Genomic DNA, 18,173 nt, shown 5'->3' on the forward strand with positions numbered 1-18,173 from the left:
CCCGCGAAGTCATCCCGCGGGGCCTTGATGCGTTACTTGATAGCGACGACCATCGAGTCCGGGCCGGCGAGGTGCTCGACGAAGCTGTTGCTGAAGCCGGTGTCGGCCATCCAGCCACGGCAGTCGGCGCCGGTGAAATCGAATCCGGTGGGCCCCCCGATCAGCATATTGAGGCTCATCAGCAGTCCGAACGCGTTGTGCCGCCGCTCGTCGTCGATGAGCGCCTCGTAGACGATCAACGCCCCGCCGGTGGGCAACGCGTCGTATGCCTTGCGCAGCAGTAGCCGCTTTTCGTCGAGATCCCAGTCGTGCAGGATGTGGCCCATCACCAGCACGTCGGCGGTGGGTAGCGGGTCGGCGAAGAAGTCGCCGCCGATGAACTGCAGGCGGTCGGTCAAACCATGTTGTGCCACATAGGAGTTGAAGATCGGCCCTACGGGCGCCAGATCGAATCCGCCGCCAGTCAGATGGCCGTGCGCGGAGGCGATGGCGACGGGCACGGCGCCTTGCGCGCAGCCGATGTCGACCACACTGCGGTAGTCGCCGAAGGGGAACTTGGCCGCGATGGCGTCGCCCGCGGCCCGACTCAGCCCTGTCATCGCCGCGGCGAAGCCCGCGAGTTTCTCTGGATCGGCGTAGAGCGTTGCGAAGAAGTCCCCGCCGGTCTTGGCCTCACTCTGCGGCTGCCCCGTCTGTAGCGCCTCGGTCAGCGACCCCCAGAACCGATACAGCCGAACACTGGACATCTCCAGCACGCCACCCAGGTAGGTGGTTTTGCCCGGGTCGAGGAAGAGGTCGGTCTCCATCGTGTTCGTGTACCTGCCGTCCTCGCGGTCGAGCATCCCGAGCGCGACGAGCGCGTCGAGAAGTCGCGCGCGCCGCGCGGGTGCAGGCCCAACCGGTCCCTCAGTTGCTCGGCGTCCAGCGGTCCCGTCTGCGCCAGCAGGCCGAAGATTCGGAGTTCGACGGCACTCAGCAGCGCCCGCGAAGCCCAAAAACCGAAGCCCAGTTGCATGATGCGGTCTGGCGCCGGCGCGTTTCGTCCACTCATTCGACTTCCGCCTTTGGCGTCAGCATGCCCGAAATCGAGTTCCTGGTCGCCGGATTCACCCGATCACAGCCCTGGCTTCTGTTCGGCGTGATCGGCATGTTGACGCAGTGTGGCCGCCCGCAGCGTGAGGTGGTTGCGTTCCGCGACGTTCTGCGCTTGTTCGGCCGCCTTCGCGTAAAGCTCTGCGGCCGTTATCAATTCGCCTGCCTGCTCGTGCAAATAGGCCGACGACGCGGTGTATCTCGGCAGTCCGGTATCGACCTCGGCGAGCGCGGCGAGGCCCGCGTGCGGGCCGTCGGCCTGTCCCACCGCCACCGCCCGGTTGAGCTTCGCGATCGGACTGTCGGTGAGCCGGACCAGTTCGTCGTACCACTCGACAATCTGTACCCAGTCGGTCTCGTCGGCGGTCTGGGCATCGGCGTGCAGTGCGGCGATCGCCGCCTGCGCTTGGTACTCCCCGAGGCGATCGCAGGCAAGCGCGGCCTGCAACACCGCGACGCCCTCGGTAATCAGGTCGCGGCGCCACAGGCTTCTGTCCTGATCGGACAGCGGGACGAGGCTGCCGTCGGCGCGGGTCCTGGCCACACGCCTGGCGTGATGCAGCAGGAACAGTGCCAGCAGCCCCGCCGCCTCCGGGTCGTCGGTGGCCGCGGCCAGCTGTCGGGCCAGCCGGATGGCCTCGGCCGCGAGGTCGACATCGCCGCTGTAGCCCTCGTTGAAGACCAGATAAAGCACCTTCAACACCGTGCGCAGATCTCCCGGCCGGTCCAGCCGGACGTCGGCCACCATGCGCTTGGCCCGGCTGATCCGTTGCGCCATCGTCGTTTCCGGCACGAGGTAGGCCTGCGCGATCTGGCGGGTGGTGAGCCCGCCGACCGCCCGCAAAGTCAGCGCGACTGCCGACGCGGGACTCAGGCTCGGGTGCGCACACAGAAAGTAGAGCTGCAGTGTGTCGTCCGCGACCTCGGTCGGACCTTGCGGCGGTTCCTCGGACATCAGGTTCTCGCGCTGTCGCCGCGCGGCGTCCGAGCGAACCACATCGATGTAGCGCCGCCACGCGGTGGTGATCAGCCAGCCCTTGGGATCGTCCGGACACCGATCCGGCCACACCTCGATCGCCTTGAGCAGCGCCTCCTGCACGGCGTCTTCGGCGGTTGCGAAGTCCGCGCCCCGGTGCACGAGCGCCGCCAGTACGCCGGGGATCAGCTCCCGCAGCTCGGCCTCATTCATTCCATGACGGTTGGCTGATGGGTCAGAAACGGCCGCAACTCCAGCCACTCGTGGATCGGTTTGCCGCCTGCGCCTGGCGCCGCGGACAGTTCACCCGCCAACTCGACAGCGCGCTCATATGAGTCGACATCGATGATCATCCAACCCGCGATCAGGTCCTTGGTCTCGGCGAACGGGCCGTCGGTGACGGGCGGCTTGCCTTCCCCGTCGTGACGGACCCACACCCCGTCCGGCGCGAGGGCCTGGCTGTCGACGTACTCGCCGCTGGCCTGCAGCTTGGCCGCGAAGTCGTTCATGTACTTGATATGCGCCTCGACCTCGGCTGGCGCCCACTGGTCCATCGGCACGTCGTTCACGGCTGCCGGAGCGCCGCGGTAGTGCTTCAACATCAGGTATTTGGCCATGATTTCTCCCTTCGCGCTGGCGACCCTAGTTGGTCGCCTACCCCAAGGACGGAGCCGTCATTCGGATCTCGACATACGGCCTCCCGGAGTCAAGTCCCGGGGAAAGCCCGGGGTCACCCGGGCGGTCGAACTGCCAGGGTGAAGCCGAACTCCACAGAACTGAGGACGATATGGACAGCAGCGCCCTGACCGCATTCGCGGCGGCCGTCTCGAACAGCGTTGTCACCGATGTCGACGTCTTGACCGCACGTGGCCGCGACTACTGGGGCTTCGGCGGCGTGCCAGGTATCGCGGTCCGGCCCACGACCCGCGACGAGGTCGTCGCCGTGGTGAAGATCGCCGCGGCGCACGGCATCCCCGTGGTCACCCGCGGCGGCGCGTCGAATTGCAGTGCGGGCATGATGGCCGCACCGGACGCCAGCGCGGCCAGGGCACCATGACGCCGCTGACCACACAGGAACGTCACATCACCAGGCTTGCCCGCGAGGGCTACACGAACTCCGCGATCGGTGCTCAGCTGTTCATCAGCGCGCGCACCGTCGAGTGGCACCTGGGTCGCATTTACGCCAAGCTGGGCGTCACATCACGCCGCGAATTGCGCAGCGTCGCTCTGCAACTGGTGTGAGTTCAGCCGCGATACTGCGACACCTGTTCGGCGTACTCGTCGAGCAGGCGCAGCGAGTCGTCCAGCGGCTTCGACGGCAACATCAACGCGACCTGGCCGTAGCCGAGTTCCTCGGCGGCGTGCCAGTAGTCGGGGTCCGCGGGTGTACCGAACATCGCGAGCGGGACATCGTGGCCCGCGCCATCGCGCATTTGACCGATGCGCCGTTTCAACGCCTCGACCGGCAGCGGGTTGGAGATCCAGCCCGCTTCGTGGCGGATCACCCTCTTGACGGTGGCGTCGGAATCTCCGCCGATGTAGATCGGCGGGTGCGGTTTCTGGACGGGTTTGGGCCGCATGTAGGACGGCTCGAAGTCCACGAACCTGCCGCGGTATTCGGCGGGCTCGCTGGTCCACAGCGTCTTGATGGCCTCGATGCGTTCGTCAAGCAGCTTGCCGCGCGTCTTCGGATCGGTGCCGTGGTCGCGCATCTCCTCGAGGTTCCAGCCCGCGCCCACCCCGAACACGAACCTGCCGTTGGAGATCAGATCAATGCTGGCGGCTTCCTTGGCGGTGATGATCGGGTCACGCTGGATCAGCAGCGCAACCCCGGTGAACAACTCGATCGTCGAGGTCACGGCCGCGGCGGCGGCCAGCGTCACGAACGGATCCAGGGTCCGGTAGTAGATGGAAGGCAGTTCGCCGCCGAGCGGATACGCCGACTCCCTGCTGGCGGGGATGTGCGTGTGCTCGGCGATGACAAACGAGTGGAAACCGCGCTCTTCGATCGCGCGGGCCAGCGACACCGTGTCGATGGTGTCGTCGTTGACGAACGTGGAAACCCCGATTTTCATCTGCACGCCACCAGGCTAGCCCCGGCCCGCTGTGACTTGACTGGGGCCAACGCTCAGCGCCGCCAGAACAGATGGTGTGTCACGCCGCTCGGGCTAGGCACGACGTCGTGGTGGAAGCGGTCGTCGAGTTCGTCCGGTGAGTGCCACAACCGCGAGCCCGACCCGATCTCCACCTCTGACACGGCCACATGCAACGTGTCGACAAGGTCGGCGCACAGGAACTCCCTGATGGTGCTCGCGCCGCCGCCGAGGCGGACGTCTTTACCGTCGGCGGCCGCTCGGGCCTTGGCGAGGACGGTAGCAGGATCGACGTTGACAAAGTGAAAAGTCGTGTCGGACAACGTGAACGACGGCCGTTCGTGATGTGTCAGCACGAACACCGGGGTGTGGAACGGCGGCGTGTCACCCCACCAGCCCTTCCAGTCGTGGTCACGCCACGGCCCGCGCTGGGGACCGAACTTGTTGCGGCCCATGATCTCTGCGCCGATATTGTTGGTGAAGTCCCGCGTGAAATAGTCGTCGAGGCCCCTGCTGCCGCCCGGGTCGGTACGGTTGGGCCAACTCGCCGTCGCGCCGGCCCAGGAGAACATCGAGCCCGGGTCGGCGTCGCCAAAGGGGTGCTCCAGGCTCTGGTTCTCCCCCGCCCCGAATCCGTCCCTCGAGACGTTGAAGTTCTGGACTCTCAATAGTTGCACCACGTTTTTGTCTCCTCGTCGTAGACATGTAGACATGCCCATGATCAGACCACCGCTCGGCACAGCAGTCATCGCTGTAGAGTCTTCGCGTGTCTGAAAGCTCAACGGTGAAGTCGATAAATGCCCGTCTCGCTGCGGAATTGGCCGTCGGTGAAGGTCAGGTGGCCGCTGCTGTGCGGTTGCTCGACGAGGGCGCAACCGTCCCGTTCATCGCCAGGTACCGCAAGGAGGCGACCGGCAGTCTCGACGACGGCCAACTGCGCGTGCTGTCCGAACGCCTGCAGTATCTGCGGGAACTGGACGACCGTCGGGAGGCGGTGCTGGCCTCCATCCAGGAACAGGGCAAACTGACCGACGAGTTGAAGGCCGACCTGCTGGCCGCCGACACCAAGGCGCGCGTCGAGGACATCTACCTGCCGTACAAGCCGAAGCGGCGGACCAAAGCGCAGATCGCTCGCGAAGCCGGTCTCGAACCCCTCGCCGACCGGCTGTTGGCCGATCCGAATCTGGTGCCCGAGGAGGCGGCCGCGGACTTCCTGAACGCCGACGTGGCAGACGCCGCGGCGGCATTGGACGGTGCGCGGCATATCCTCGCCGAGCGTGCCGCCGAAGACGCCGAACTGGTCGGCGCTGTCCGCGAGAAGTTCTGGTCGAGTGGTTCGCTGAAGACGGCGCCCTGGTCTGCGGATGCCGCGAAAAGCGATGCCGCGCAGAAGTTCCGCGACTACTTCGAGTATGCGGAGGCGTTGGAGAGCATGCCGTCGCACCGCGTGCTCGCCGTGATGCGCGGCGAGAAGGAAGAGGCCCTTGCGCTGACGTTCGACGGCGGCGACGACACCGAGTACCAGGCCATGATCGCCAGGACGCTCGGCATCGACATGACGGCCAACGCCGCCGCGACGCCGTGGCTGGCCGCCACCGTCGACTGGGCGTGGCGCACCAAGCTGATGATCTCTGCCAGGGTGGACGCCCGCATCCGGTTGCGGCAGCGCGCCGAGGAGGAGGCCGTGGCGGTGTTCGCCAAGAACCTCAAGGACCTCCTGCTCGCGGCGCCCGCGGGTAACCGCACCACGCTGGGCCTCGACCCTGGCTACCGCACCGGCGTCAAGGTGGCGGTCGTCGACGGCACGGGCAAGGTCGTGGACACCTGTGCGATCTTCCCGCATCAGCCTCAGCGGCAATGGGATTCGGCGAAAGCGGTGCTGGGCGCGCTCGTCGCGCGGCACGGCGTCGAATTGATCGCCGTCGGCAACGGCACGGCGTCGCGCGAAACCGACGCGCTGGCTGCCGAACTGATCGCCGACATCCGGGCCGCCGGAGGCAAGGCACCCGTGAAGGCCATGGTGAGCGAGGCAGGCGCCTCGGTGTATTCGGCGTCTGCCTACGCGGCGCACGAGTTGCCGACGCTCGACGTCACCCTGCGCGGCGCGGTGTCGATTGCGCGGCGACTGCAGGATCCGCTGGCCGAGTTGGTGAAGATCGAACCGAAGTCGATCGGTGTCGGCCAGTATCAGCACGATGTGACGCCCGGCACGCTGGCCCGCAGCCTGGACGCCGTCGTCGAGGACGCGGTGAACGCGGTGGGTGTCGACTTGAACACCGCGTCGGTCCCGCTGCTCTCCCGCGTCTCCGGGGTATCGGAGTCGCTGGCCGAGGCTATCGTCGCGCATCGCGACCAGTCCGGACCGTTCCGCAACCGTAGGGCGCTGCTGAAGGTTCCTCGGCTGGGTCCCAAGGCATTCGAGCAATGCGCGGGCTTCCTGCGGATCCGTGGCGGCGACGACCCCATCGATGCGTCCGGCGTGCACCCCGAGTCGTATCCGGTGGTCCGCCGCATCCTCGACCGCTCGGGTATCACCCTTGCCGAACTCATCGGCAACGAGCGCACGTTGGAATCCCTTCGGCCCGCTGACTTCGCCGACGACCGGTTCGGCATCCCCACGGTGACAGATATCCTCGCCGAACTCGAGAAGCCGGGACGAGATCCGCGACCAGCGTTCACCACCGCCACCTTCGCCGCCGGTGTGGAGAAGGTGGCCGACCTCAAGGTCGGCATGGTATTGGAAGGCGTGGTCACCAACGTCGCGGCGTTCGGTGCGTTCGTCGATGTCGGCGTCCATCAGGACGGCCTCGTACACGTCTCCGCGATGGCCGACCGCTTCGTGTCCGACCCGCACCAGGTGGTCCGGTCCGGACAGGTGGTGCGCGTGAAGGTGCTCGACGTCGATGTCGAGCGCCAGCGGATCGGACTTTCGCTGCGGCTCAACGACACGCCACCGCAACATCAGGGCAAGCGGCCCGATCAGCAGCAGAGCAAGAGGCCTAAGCCGAACCGCGGCAGGGATTCTGGACGCCGCGACTCGGCGCCGGCCAGCGGCTCAATGGCCGACGCTCTGCGCAAGGCGGGTTTCGGTGGCTGACCGCCGCGCGTCGCCGGTTTCGGCATCGAAGAAGTAGGTTCGGTCCTGCGGTAGCGCAAGCCCGACCTGCGCTCCGTTCGCCAGTTCGGTGCCCGCCGGCGCGTTCACGATCACAGGTACCTGCTCGGTCGTGGACAGCACGCCATCCCCGGAGACCTTGACCTGCGCGGTCACCAGGGCATGGCTGCCCAGAGGTTCGACGAAATCCACGCGGGCGGGTACGGTGCCTTCGGCCGGATCGGCGCGCAACTGCAGATGTTCAGGGCGCACCCCGACGGTCACCGGACCGTCGGGCGCCGAAACGGTTGTCACCTGTGTCCCGCCGAGGTGCAGGACGCCGGAGCGGATCACACCCGGTATCAGGTTCATCGGCGGACTGCCCATGAAAGCGGCGACGAAGGTGTTGGCGGGGCGGTTGTAGATGTCGTCGGTGGTGCCGATCTGTTGCACTTCGCCGCCCGCCATCACGCACAGCCGGTCGCCCAGCGTCATGGCCTCGACCTGGTCGTGCGTGACATAGATCGACGTCACGGGTACTTCGCGGTGCAGCCGTTTCAGATCACCTCGAACTTGGTTGCGCAGCTTGGCATCCAGGTTCGACAGCGGTTCGTCGAGCAGGAACGCCTGGGGTTTGCGGACCAGCGCACGCCCCATCGCGACGCGCTGCCGCTGACCGCCCGACAATTGGCCGGGTTTGCGGTCGAGCAGTTCCGTTATCTGCAGCAATTCCGCGGTGTCCCTGACTCGTCGCTCGACCTCCGCGCGGGGCGTCCGGCGCTGCCGTAGCCCGTAGGCGAGATTGCGGTACACCGACATGTGTGGATACAGCGCGTAATTCTGGAACACCATCGCGATATCACGCTCACCGGGCGCCAGGCTGTCGACGACGTCCCCGCCGATCCGGATCTCACCCGACGTCGGCTTGTCCAACCCGGCCAGTAACCGAAGCGCCGTGCTCTTGCCGCACCCCGAGGGGCCGACCAGGACGAGGAATTCGCCGTCGGCCACCGTTAGGTTGAGCCCGTTGAGCGCCGTCACTCCCCCGGCGTACCGCCGCGTGACATCACGAAACTCCACTTCGGCCACCGCAATACTCCCTTCAGCCCTTCAGGCCGGTATTGGCCACCGACTGGACGAAATAGCGCTGAGCACCGATGAAGACCAACAGCATCGGCAGCAAGCTCATTACATTGGCAGCCATCAACAACGGCCATTTCACCCTGTGTGCGCCCTGAAAGTAACTGAGCCCCAACGGAACCGTCATCTGGTCATGCGACGTGATCACGATCAGCGGCCACAGGAAATCGTTCCATGACGTCAACACCGTCAGCGCTGCCAGCGTCGACAAAGCAGGCAACGACAGCGGCAGCACGATCTTGAACAGCACACCGATCCGCGACGTGCCGTCCACGCGGGCGGCCTCCTCGAGTTCGACGGGCACGGTCTGGAAGAACTGCCGAAGGAAGAAGATGCCGAATGCTGTGGCGAGATTGGGCAGCATCAAGGCGCCGATGTGGTCGATTCCCAACCCGGCCCACACGTTGTCGCCGAACCATTTGACGATCAGGAACACCGGAATCATCGTGACCTGGAACGGCACCATGAGCGTGGCCATCAGCGTGACGAAAAGGGCTCCGCGGCCGAGGAATCGAATCCTGGCGAAGGCGTAGCCCGCCAGACTGCAGACGACAAGGTTGCACACCAGCACGACGAAGGTGACCATCAGGCTGTTGAGGAAGAAGTGGCCGAACGGCGCAGCGGCCCACGCTTCGGAGTAGTTCTCGAACCGCGGATGCTCCGGCAGTAGGACCGGCGGGAACCGGTTGGCTTCGCCTTCGGTTTCCAGCGAGGTGATCAGCATCCACAGCAGTGGGACGACGAGAATGAAACTCAAAGGAATGAGCACCAGGTGCCACGGGCTGAACGGCAGCCGCAGACGCGTCCTGCTGGCAGGCGCCGCCGCCGGCGTGAGCAGCTCGTCGGTCCCCGGGGTCGGGAGGGTGGACAGTTGAGGCGTTGTCATCACGTGCGCACATGCCTTCGCGCGATACGGAACTGGACGGCGGTGATCAACAGAATCACCACGAACAGCGCGTAGGCCATCGCCGCGGCATATCCCGCGTCGAACTGGACGAAGGCCCTGTCCCACAAGTAGTACACGATGACTGTGGTGGCGCGCAGCGGCCCGCCGCGCGTTGTCGCATAGACCTCGTCGAACAGTTGCAACGCGTTGATGGTCAGCCAGACGACGAGAAACAGATTCGCCGGGCCCAGAAGCGGCACCGTGATCGTGCGGAAGCGAGTGAATGCAGATGCGCCGTCGATCGCCGCCGCCTCATGCAACTCGGCTGGAACACCTTGCAGCGCAGCAAGGTACACGATGACCGAGAAACCGGTCCAGCCCCAGATCGTCATCGCCACGATCACGAACAGAGCCTGCGACGGCGATGCCAAAAACGGCTGCGACGGCACTCCCACCGCGTTGAGGGCGGCGTTGACCAGACCGTAGTCGCGATCCGTCAGCCACAGAAAGATGATGCCCTGCGAGATGGTCGACACCGCCATCGTGATGTAGGCCGTCGTCCGGTAGACGGAGATGAACCGGACCGAGCGGTTCATCGCCGCGGCGACGAACAGCCCCACCACCATGGTGCCGGGAACGAACAACGCGGTGTAGACGATGGTGTGCTTGATCGCCTCGACGAAGACCGGATCGCCCGCCAGCTTCCGGTAGTTGTCGAGACCCACCCACGGCGTCTCCGGTGTCAACAGGTCGGAGTGCTGAAACGACAACATCAACGACATGACGACCGGCAGCAGGCCGAATATCCCGATGAGCACCGCGCCTGGGCTCACCAACATCCACCCGGACAGGCTCTCCGAGCGACCGAGACGGCCCAGCGACGCGGACATCTCCGGGCTACTTGCCGGCCAGTGCGGTGTCGGCGGCCTGCGCTGCGGCGTTCAACGCCGATCCCGGCTGATCCTTACCAAGCATGACGGCGACGATCGCCTGACCCAGCGCTTCGGAGATGGCGGGATACTGCTCGACTGTCGGCCTGACCTTCTTGACGTTGTTCAGGTTCTCCACGAATGTCGCGCTGCCAGGCAGCTTTTCATTCATCTTCGCGACCAGCTCCTGATCCGCGCCCACGGAGGTGCGTGTCGGCAGATCGCCGGTACCCAGCGAGAACGCCTTGACCTGCTCCGGCGCGGTCAGCCACTTGACGAAGTCGAGCGCCGCCTTTTTCTTCTTGTCGCCGTTGTTGAACACCACCCAGTTGTCCGGCCCCGAGATCGTCTGGTGGGCGCCGCCGGCACCGGCGAACGTCGGCATCACCTGGACGCCGTACTGAATGTCACTCAGCGAGCTCAGATCCCAAGGCCCGGTGACCAGCATCGCGACCTTGCCGCTGTTCATCAGCTTCGGTCCGTTCTCGTTGGTGGTGTCCAGGTACAACGACTTGTCGGTGACCGCCATCTGCTGCAGCGCAGTGAGCGCCTTGACACCGGCCTCCGAGTTGAATACTGCGTGCTGGTTGTCGGGCGACAGTATGTCGCCGCCGGCCTCCCAGAGCATCGGAATGTAATGCCACACAGTGTCCTCGCTGCCGTCGGCCGGGATGAGCCAGCCATACTGGCCTTTCGACGGGTCGGTCAGCTTCGCGGCCGCCGCGCGGAAGTCGTCCCACGTCCACGTCGGTGACGGCGGTGCCACCCCGGCGTCTGCGAAGAGCTTCTTGTTGTAGACGATCGCGAGGTTGTCGACCAGGGCCGGTACGCCGACGACCTTGTCCCCCACCGTCGCTGCCGCACGCTCGGCCGGATAGAAGTCGTCCCATTTCCAGTCGGGTGCCGACACCACGTCGGACATGTTGACCAGTTGCGGGATCTTGGCGATGTTGGGCGACCAGGACCCGAACATGTAGGCGACGTCGGGTGCGCTGTTGCCCCGCACCGCGGTCAGAACCTTCTGCAGCACAAGGTCATTGCTGGAGTACAACTCGCTGACCTTCACGTCCGGGTGCGACTTGTTGTACTGGTCGAGCAAGCCTTTGAAAACGTCGCCCTCGGTGTCTTGGTACCCGTGCCACACCACGATCTCGGTCGGACCGGAGGATGACGAGCCGCCACCGCCGCAGGCGGTGACAACGAGCGCTATTACAGCTACCAGAGCGAGGCACAGCCGGCGTCGGTTCACGGTAGTCACTCCTTTGTCATGAGCGCAGTGGCTCGGGTAGTAGGTCACCGTGCGCGAGCGTCAGTTCGTCGCACAGCTGCCAGATCTGATCGACGGTCAGCGTGGCCGCGGTGTTCGGGTCGACCATGGCCGCCGCGCGCACCAGGCGCGGGTCGCCGTCCACGGCGGCGCGTACCGCCAGATCGACGGGCCCGAGGAAGCTGCGGTTGAGTGCCGCACACTGCGGCGGCAGGTCGCCGACTCGCATCGGATGAGCGCCCAGCGCGTCGAGCAGCGTGGGCACTTCGACGGCCAGCCCGTCGGGCAGGTTGGTGATCAAACCCGCATTGACGACGTTGGCGGAGATAACGCGTGAGGTGCCGGTCTCGAGCGAGTGGATCACCTGCGGTGCGTACTCGGTGGATGTGGTGTCCACCGCAAGAGTTTCGGCTTCGTTCAATTCGGTTCGAACCCGGTCGTATTCGGCGAGGTTTCGCTCACTGATGGCGACGTACTCACCGACGTTGATCCGTAGCCGTTCGATCTCGTCCGGGTGCCGGACATACCAGGGCACGTACTCGCTGGAGTGCTCGCTGGTCTCGGTCGGGTAGTAGCCGAGGCGCCGGTACATGTCGACCCGGACACGGCGGCGCAGTTGCGGGTCGTCGGCGATTCGCTGGTCCAGCAACGGATACAGATTTTCGCCGGCACGCTCCCACCGCAGCACCCAGGCCTGGTGGTTGACTCCTGCCGACCAGTAGGACACCTCGTCGTACGGCACGCCGACGAGTTCGCACAACCCGACCATGGTCCAGTAGACGGAGTGGCACAGCCCGAGAACCTTCAACTTCGGAGCGACGTGGTGCAGAAAAGTGACGTTCATGGCCATCGGATTGGTGTAGTTCAGCAGCCACGCGTTCGGACATACCTGCTGCATGTCGCGGGCGATGCCTGCCAGCACCGGGAATGTCCGCAGGCCGCGGAAGATTCCGCCGATGCCGATGGTGTCGCCGATGGTCTGGTTCACGCCGTAGGCGGCCGGAATCTCGAAGTCGCGCAGGGTGGCTTGGTGCATGCCGACCTGGATGACGTTGATGACGTAGTCGGCGCCGTCCAGTGCGCGGCGGCGGTCCAGGGTGGCGACCACTTCAGGTTGGGCTCCTGCCGCCTTGGCGGTGGCCCGTGCGATCGCCTCCGCCGTCTGCAGGCGTTCTGTGTCGATGTCGTGCAAAACGACTCGAATCGAGGCGAGTTCGGGGAACGACAGGATGTCGCCGAGCAGTTCGCGGGTGAATTCGACGCTGCCCGCACCGATGATGACGACGGTCGGTTTCACTGCGCTGACCGGTGTTCGGTGGGACTCGGCGCGTCGGCAACGACCGCTTCGGTGAGGGCCTCGCCGCGTTTCTCGTCGGCATACACCATCAACGTGGAGCCGACGAGAGCCAGCACGATGCCGATCGCCCCGTAGGGGGTTGGCAGGGTCTGGTAGGCGATCAGCGAGATGATGACGGTCAGCGCAGGAGCAAGGGCGTTCGTCGTCGGCGCGACGATCGAGGCCTTACCGCGGGCGAGGGCCATCACCAGAAAGAGCGCGCCGACGGCATTGAGGACCTGGGTGATCGCCGTCAGTGCGGGTGCCTGCCAGGGAAAGTCGGTGGGGATGCCGCCGAGTGAGATCAACGCGACCGGGACCAGCAGCAGCCCGCTGATGGTCATCCAACCGAACGTGGTGGCCTCGTTGACTCCGATCGTCGCGGTCTTTCGCATGAAGTATGCCTGCACGCCCCAGGCCACGCAGATCAGAATCGCCAGCAGCAGCCACGGGCCGGACGACCCTTCGGACTCACCGCCGGTGATGGTGAACAGCACGATGGCCGCGAGCGCCATCACGAGGCCGACGGCCGCAAGAACCGAAAGTCGTTCGCGGAGAAGCACCATCGCCATCAGCACGGTGATTGCCGGAGAGATCGAGATGATCGGGAAGATGAGATAGGCCGGCCCCATGGTGAGCGCTTGGAAGAGCACAAGCTGGCCGCCGGCCCCGGTGAGCCCGATCAGCAAGCCGTAGATGGTGGCGGCTGGCCTGCGGTCCCAGCGTTGGCCACGCAAAATGAACACGGCCGGGATGATCATCGTCAGCGCCCAGATGCTGTAGATCATCTCGTCGGGATAGTTGTATTTCGACGACGGCAGCGCGGAGAACGCTCCCCATACGCCCCAGAACAGGACGAGCAGGGCGGCGTAGAAGATCCAGCTGCGGGTGCCCCTGGTACTTGTTGCGGTCGGTGCGTCGGTCACGGTGTCTTCACCTCGAATCAGGCTCGGCTGGTGGTGAGTTGGTGTAGCGCGCTTTGGCTCAACGGCTGACCGCTGTGTTTGGCGGCGTACAGTGCTGCGCCCAATGCGGGGTCGAGCAGCGGGCGCTGCAGGTCGTATTTGGCCTGCTGCCGCTGCAGTGCGGCAAGGAATCCCGTCAGGAAGCCCTCGTCGGAGAACATGCCGCCCGAGTAGGACACCGGCACCGTCTCCTGGTCGGTGAATCCGACGAGTTTTCTCGTCGTCTCGATGAGTGTCACGAGTTCGTCTGCAGCCTCGGACAGGATCTTCGCCGCTGCCGAATCTCCGGCTTGCGCCGCTTCACACACCGTTGTCGACAGCGCTGCAATGGAACTGCGGTTACCGCCCCATTTCTCGATCACGAGGCTCACGACGTCGAGATCACCGCCCAACCGCAGGTGATCCTTGAGCAGCGCGTACAGCGGCCCCCGCGGCAGCCTGCCATCGCTCATCCGGCTGAACGCGTTCAGGCCCGCGGCAGCAACCCAATACGCGGAGCCCTCGTCACCGAACAACTCACCCCAGCCACCCACCCGGTGTCCGACACCCTGGCGTTCGCCGTAGGTCATCGAACCCGTGCCGCTGATCACGTTGATGCCATCTTCGCAGGCAAGCGATCCCGCCCAACCGCACACCATGTCGTTGTTGCAGCTGTAGCGATCATGACCAAGCACCAGTCCGGGAACCGCGTCGAGCCGCTCGACGTCCTCGCTGGCCTCGCCGTAACCCGGTATGCCGAAGAACGCGGCGTCGATATCGCCTGGCGTGATGCCGGTCTGTCGGCAGATGTCGGAGACGCCCTGCGTCAGCACGCGTTCGACCACATCGAAGCCGTCGTTGAAGTAATACGACGTCGGTGCCGCGGCACGAGCCAGCACCTGTCCGCGGTCGTCGATCAGCGCGAACGCTGTCTTCGATCCGCCGCCGTCGACACCTAGATAGCGCGCCATGTTTTCACCGGCCAATCGGAGTTTGTGCGGATGATGACAACGGGTAGATGGTGACGCCGCGCACGACGCGACTGACCTCGCCGGACGGGAATGGGTTGTCCGGCGTCTTGCCGTACTCGAGTGAGGTGAACAGCGCGAGGTATTGCGCGAAAACCAGGTAGCTCAACGCGACACACGGGTCATCCAGACCGTCGAGGCCGGGTAACACCACGGCGGGCCCATGTGATGCCGGTACCGGTTGGGTGCTGATGACGGTCACCGCGTCCGCGCCGAGTTGGGCACGGATTTCGGCGATGATGTCGAGGTCGTAGCGACGGGTGTACGGGTCTGTCGACACGTAGACGACGACGTGGGTGTCGGTGTCCAGTACTGACTTCGGCCCGTGTCGAAACCCCAGCGGAGAGTCGAAGTACGTCACGACCTCGCCGGCGGTCAATTCCAGTAGCTTGAGCGCTGATTCGCGCGCCAGGCCTTCGAGCGGGCCGCTGCCCAGATAGACGATCCTCTGCTTCTTCGTCTGCGCGAGAGCGCGGATGTCGGCCTGCATACCGGCGACGAACTCGGCCGCACTGGCCAGTGCTTCGGCATCTGCACGATCGGCCGGCCCGAGCATCATCAAGCACGACAGCAACATCGACGTCAGGCTCGAGGTCATCGCGAATCCCGTGTCGTTGGTGCGTTCCGGCATGTACGCCACCCGCGAATTGGCGCGACCGCTGTGTGCGCGCCCCAACTCACCGCGCCTGTCGCAGGTGTAGATGAGATGCCAGACGTCGGAGACCAGTTCGTCGGCAAGGGCCGTGGTGGCCAGACTTTCCGGACTGTTGCCGGACCGGCCGAAAGAGACCATCAACGTTGGTGTTTGCCGCTCCAGGTAGTCGATGGGGTTGGCGACGATACTGGTGGTCGGGATGGCTTCGACCCGCAGACCGAGGTGCCGACGCAGCGCGGGCGCGGCGATGTCGCCGACGAAGGCGGAGCTTCCCGCGCCGGTCAGGATCACGCGCAGGTTCGGCCGATTGAGCACATCACGAAGAAAGCCGGCAATGTCGTCGTCCGATCGGCCGCCGACCTCACGCCACGCGTCGGGCTGCTGGCCGATCTCCAAAATCGTTGCGCCGCCCTCAATATGAGAAGAATCAGTCATTGACACCTCCGGTCGCTTGTGCGTATGGCCGTAACGCATCTCGTATTCGGTCGATCACCAGCGCTTGCGCGACGGGCTTGAGCTCACCGGCCCTGATGCGCTCATACTGGCCGGGCAGGAACTGGCTGATGAGTGGCAGCGGGATCCCGGTGCGGTCGAGGTTCGTCAGCAGTGTCCGCCGTGCCGCGTCGACCTTTTCGTCGGCCCAGTAGTAGCGCAGCCGGTCGCTGTAGCTGTACCGGCGGGACGTCCGTTGTGTGACGGGATCCCCGTCGTAGTAACCGCGCCAGTGGTCCGGCTCGTCCAGCATGCGACGCTCGATGACCTCGACCAGGTTGGCCCGCGACGGCCGCGGCACGAGCTCGGCCTCGATGAGGTTCAGCGCGAACAGCGCTTCCCGCATGGCGAATGTGAGCGCGGGACCCACTTTGAGGACCGCCCAGTGATCCTCGACCAGTTCTCGGAGTCGAGCGGGTCGCTGGTAGTCGGTGGAATGCGCTTCGAACACCAGAGACTCTTCATCGTCGAGCACGTGACGCAACTCGGTGGTTGCGGCGCGGTCGTAGTCGATGACGTTGAGGTGGTCGAACTCGACACCGGGCTGCACGACCAGCGCCATCACCCGTGGCCAGACGTGCGCAAGGCCGACGTCGGCGAAGGCGGTGCGATGCGCGGCGATGGTTCGCCTGGCCCGGTCGGCCGGGGTCGGGGTGAGGTGCCTCAACGTTTCGTGGGCCCCGCCCGGCACAGGCACTTCGGTGCCGACGACGTAGGCGGGTCCGGTCTGGCCGCTGCGGCGCGCGGTTTCTTCGGCGACTCTGAGTAGGCGCGCGGTTCGCTCCGCGACGAGTTCGTCCGAGAGCACTGCGGGATCGTCCGCGCACGCCATGCTGCAGTCGAGATGGATCTTGCGGTAACCGGCCTCGACGTAGGCTGCGATCAGATCTTCCGCGTTATCCATTGCCAGTGCGGCGTTTTCACGCTGCCACCGATTCGGCCCGAGGTGGTCGCCGCCCAGCACCACTCGGTCGCGGGGGAACCCGCTCTTCTCGGCGATGCCAACGACGAGGTCGCGGAAGTCCGCGGGACGCAGACCTGTGTACCCGCCGAACTGGTCGACCTGATTCGAGGTGGCCTCGATGAGAACATGGCTGCCGTCGGCAGCAGCTTGTGCGATGGCGGCCTCTACTACGGTCGGGTGCGCTGAACACACCGAGTACACACCCACCGCGGCACCGCTCTTGTGCCGCCGGACGGTGTCGGCAAGCCAATCGCCCAGAACCGTGGGCGCTTCGCCTTTGGTCATCGCGCATCACCCTGCCCGGCGCTTGCCGCCTGCCGCGTGGCGACGGCTTCACACAGCTCTGCCACGGTGTCGGCGATGGCTCGCCGTCCCGATGCGAGGTACCCGCGGGGGTCCGGCTTTGCGAGATCGGTCGTGAGCGCGGAACGAACGGCGCCCGTGTACGCGACGTTGAGCGCGGTACCGACGTTGATCTTGCGAATTCCGGCGTCTACCGCTGCCAGGAGCTGACCGTCGGACACGCCCGAAGATCCGTGCAGGACAAGTGGAATGGCGACCTTGTCCGCCAGTTCACGGATCAGGTCGAGGTCGAGGCTGGCATCACGGGTGGTCATCGCGTGAGTACTGCCCACCGCGACGGCCAGGCCGTCCACCCCGGTCTGTTCGACGAAAGCCACGGCTTCGGCCGGATCGGTGCGGGCACCCGACTGGTGCGCCGATACGGGTCCGTTGTCCTTGCCGCCGATCTCGCCCAACTCCGCCTCGACCCACAGTCCAGCGTTCTTGGCTTGGCGCGCGAATGAGCGAGTCTGGTCGACGTTGCGTTGGTACGGCAGGTGGGCGGCGTCGATCATGATCGAGGTGACGCCGAAGCCATTGGCGACCTCGAGGGCTTCGGTGATCAGCGCCTCGTCCTGGAAGTGATCGAGGTGCACGGCCAACGGCGTCGAGCAGCGTCTCGCGATGTGCGTGCAGGCCGACACCAACGGCGCGATCTGACCTCCGCGGAACTTCACCGCGTTCTCGCTGACCTGCATGAGCGCGGGCACCCGCACCCGCTCGGCACCCTCGGCGATGCCTTCTGCGTGCTCGAGGGTGATCACGTTGAAGGCGAGTACCGCCGAGTGGGTTTTCGCCGCCGCCGCGATGAGGTCGGCGGTGGCTACCAGAGTCACGTTGCCGGCCGGTGTCGGGAGGTGTCGAACATTCGTCGATGATGGAAAGCTCGCTCAAAGCACGCAATACAGAACCCGGAAACGATCAGGAAAACTGAG

At 65.5% G+C, this 18,173-nt stretch carries 19 protein-coding genes; 3 read left to right on the forward strand and 16 right to left on the reverse strand.

Features of this window, described 5'->3' with window-relative positions; genetic code table 11:
* Nucleotides 1-32: 32 nt before the first annotated feature.
* The 4 genes from A5724_RS06105 to A5724_RS06115 all read right to left on the reverse strand — a co-directional run bounded on the left by A5724_RS06105 (nt 33) and on the right by A5724_RS06115 (nt 2,685).
* Complete coding sequence (locus A5724_RS06105; protein ID WP_232004720.1) at nt 33-806, reverse strand: methyltransferase; 774 nt, start codon at nt 804-806, stop codon at nt 33-35.
* Nucleotides 707-1,051, reverse strand: a complete 345-nt coding sequence (locus A5724_RS34410; RefSeq protein WP_369830611.1) for a methyltransferase dimerization domain-containing protein — start codon at nt 1,049-1,051, stop codon at nt 707-709. The genes A5724_RS06105 and A5724_RS34410 overlap by 100 nt, the downstream gene beginning before the upstream one ends.
* Before the next feature lie 63 nt (nt 1,052-1,114).
* Nucleotides 1,115-2,281: an RNA polymerase sigma factor gene (locus A5724_RS06110; protein ID WP_067797821.1), complete on the reverse strand. Its 1,167-nt coding sequence runs from the start codon at nt 2,279-2,281 to the stop codon at nt 1,115-1,117.
* Nucleotides 2,278-2,685 (reverse strand): YciI family protein, encoded by a 408-nt coding sequence (locus A5724_RS06115; protein WP_067797823.1) that lies wholly within the window; start codon nt 2,683-2,685, stop codon nt 2,278-2,280. Before A5724_RS06115 ends, A5724_RS06110 begins: the two co-directional genes overlap by 4 nt.
* 170 nt (nt 2,686-2,855) lie before the next feature.
* Here A5724_RS06115 and A5724_RS06120 point away from each other — a divergent pair, with 170 nt between their 5' ends.
* A complete protein-coding gene (locus tag A5724_RS06120) occupies nt 2,856-3,125 on the forward strand; it encodes an FAD-binding protein (protein ID WP_067797826.1) in 270 nt (89 codons plus the stop codon).
* Nucleotides 3,122-3,310: a helix-turn-helix transcriptional regulator gene (locus A5724_RS06125; protein ID WP_067797829.1), complete on the forward strand. Its 189-nt coding sequence runs from the start codon at nt 3,122-3,124 to the stop codon at nt 3,308-3,310. Before A5724_RS06120 ends, A5724_RS06125 begins: the two co-directional genes overlap by 4 nt.
* 2 nt (nt 3,311-3,312) lie before the next feature.
* Here the strand turns inward: A5724_RS06125 and A5724_RS06130 are convergent, their stop codons facing one another.
* The gene (locus A5724_RS06130) at nt 3,313-4,143 is read right to left on the reverse strand and encodes an LLM class F420-dependent oxidoreductase (RefSeq protein ID WP_067798308.1); all 831 of its coding nucleotides are present in this window, start codon (nt 4,141-4,143) and stop codon (nt 3,313-3,315) included.
* A 53-nt stretch (nt 4,144-4,196) separates the two neighbouring features.
* Nucleotides 4,197-4,841, reverse strand: a complete 645-nt coding sequence (locus A5724_RS06135; RefSeq protein WP_067797833.1) for a dihydrofolate reductase family protein — start codon at nt 4,839-4,841, stop codon at nt 4,197-4,199.
* An 86-nt stretch (nt 4,842-4,927) separates the two neighbouring features.
* Here A5724_RS06135 and A5724_RS06140 point away from each other — a divergent pair, with 86 nt between their 5' ends.
* Nucleotides 4,928-7,258 carry a Tex family protein gene (locus A5724_RS06140; protein WP_067797836.1) on the forward strand — a complete coding sequence of 777 codons (2,331 nt, stop codon included), beginning with the start codon at nt 4,928-4,930 and terminating at the stop codon, nt 7,256-7,258.
* Here A5724_RS06140 and A5724_RS06145 read toward each other — a convergent pair.
* The 10 genes from A5724_RS06145 to A5724_RS06190 are packed head-to-tail and all read right to left on the reverse strand — an operon-like array spanning nt 7,217 to nt 18,074.
* Complete coding sequence (locus tag A5724_RS06145) at nt 7,217-8,344, reverse strand: ABC transporter ATP-binding protein (RefSeq protein WP_067797839.1); 1,128 nt, start codon at nt 8,342-8,344, stop codon at nt 7,217-7,219. The genes A5724_RS06140 and A5724_RS06145 overlap by 42 nt on opposite strands.
* 13 nt (nt 8,345-8,357) lie before the next feature.
* Nucleotides 8,358-9,281: a carbohydrate ABC transporter permease gene (locus A5724_RS06150; protein ID WP_156752155.1), complete on the reverse strand. Its 924-nt coding sequence runs from the start codon at nt 9,279-9,281 to the stop codon at nt 8,358-8,360.
* A complete protein-coding gene (locus A5724_RS06155; RefSeq protein ID WP_067797842.1) occupies nt 9,281-10,171 on the reverse strand; it encodes a carbohydrate ABC transporter permease in 891 nt (296 codons plus the stop codon). The genes A5724_RS06150 and A5724_RS06155 overlap by 1 nt, the downstream gene beginning before the upstream one ends.
* A gap of 7 nt (nt 10,172-10,178) precedes the next feature.
* The gene (locus A5724_RS06160; RefSeq protein ID WP_067797845.1) at nt 10,179-11,459 is read right to left on the reverse strand and encodes an ABC transporter substrate-binding protein; all 1,281 of its coding nucleotides are present in this window, start codon (nt 11,457-11,459) and stop codon (nt 10,179-10,181) included.
* A 16-nt stretch (nt 11,460-11,475) separates the two neighbouring features.
* Nucleotides 11,476-12,774, reverse strand: coding sequence for an alpha-galactosidase (melA, locus tag A5724_RS06165; RefSeq protein WP_067797848.1), 1,299 nt, complete (start codon nt 12,772-12,774; stop codon nt 11,476-11,478).
* A complete protein-coding gene (locus A5724_RS06170; RefSeq protein WP_232004721.1) occupies nt 12,771-13,739 on the reverse strand; it encodes a DMT family transporter in 969 nt (322 codons plus the stop codon). Before A5724_RS06170 ends, melA begins: the two co-directional genes overlap by 4 nt.
* Nucleotides 13,740-13,756: 17 nt before the next feature.
* Entirely contained in the window at nt 13,757-14,728 is a 972-nt protein-coding gene (locus A5724_RS06175) for an N-acetylglucosamine kinase (RefSeq protein ID WP_067798315.1), read from the reverse strand.
* 4 nt (nt 14,729-14,732) lie between these two features.
* Nucleotides 14,733-15,875 (reverse strand): SIS domain-containing protein, encoded by a 1,143-nt coding sequence (locus tag A5724_RS06180; RefSeq protein ID WP_067797850.1) that lies wholly within the window; start codon nt 15,873-15,875, stop codon nt 14,733-14,735.
* Nucleotides 15,868-17,181 (reverse strand): D-tagatose-bisphosphate aldolase, class II, non-catalytic subunit, encoded by a 1,314-nt coding sequence (locus A5724_RS06185; protein WP_067797852.1) that lies wholly within the window; start codon nt 17,179-17,181, stop codon nt 15,868-15,870. Before A5724_RS06185 ends, A5724_RS06180 begins: the two co-directional genes overlap by 8 nt.
* Nucleotides 17,178-18,074 (reverse strand): class II fructose-bisphosphate aldolase, encoded by an 897-nt coding sequence (locus tag A5724_RS06190; RefSeq protein WP_067797855.1) that lies wholly within the window; start codon nt 18,072-18,074, stop codon nt 17,178-17,180. Before A5724_RS06190 ends, A5724_RS06185 begins: the two co-directional genes overlap by 4 nt.
* Nucleotides 18,075-18,173 lie beyond the last annotated feature (99 nt).

It is taken from the genome of Mycobacterium sp. ACS1612 (genome assembly GCF_001667505.1).
In the GTDB taxonomy this organism is placed as follows: domain Bacteria; phylum Actinomycetota; class Actinomycetes; order Mycobacteriales; family Mycobacteriaceae; genus Mycobacterium.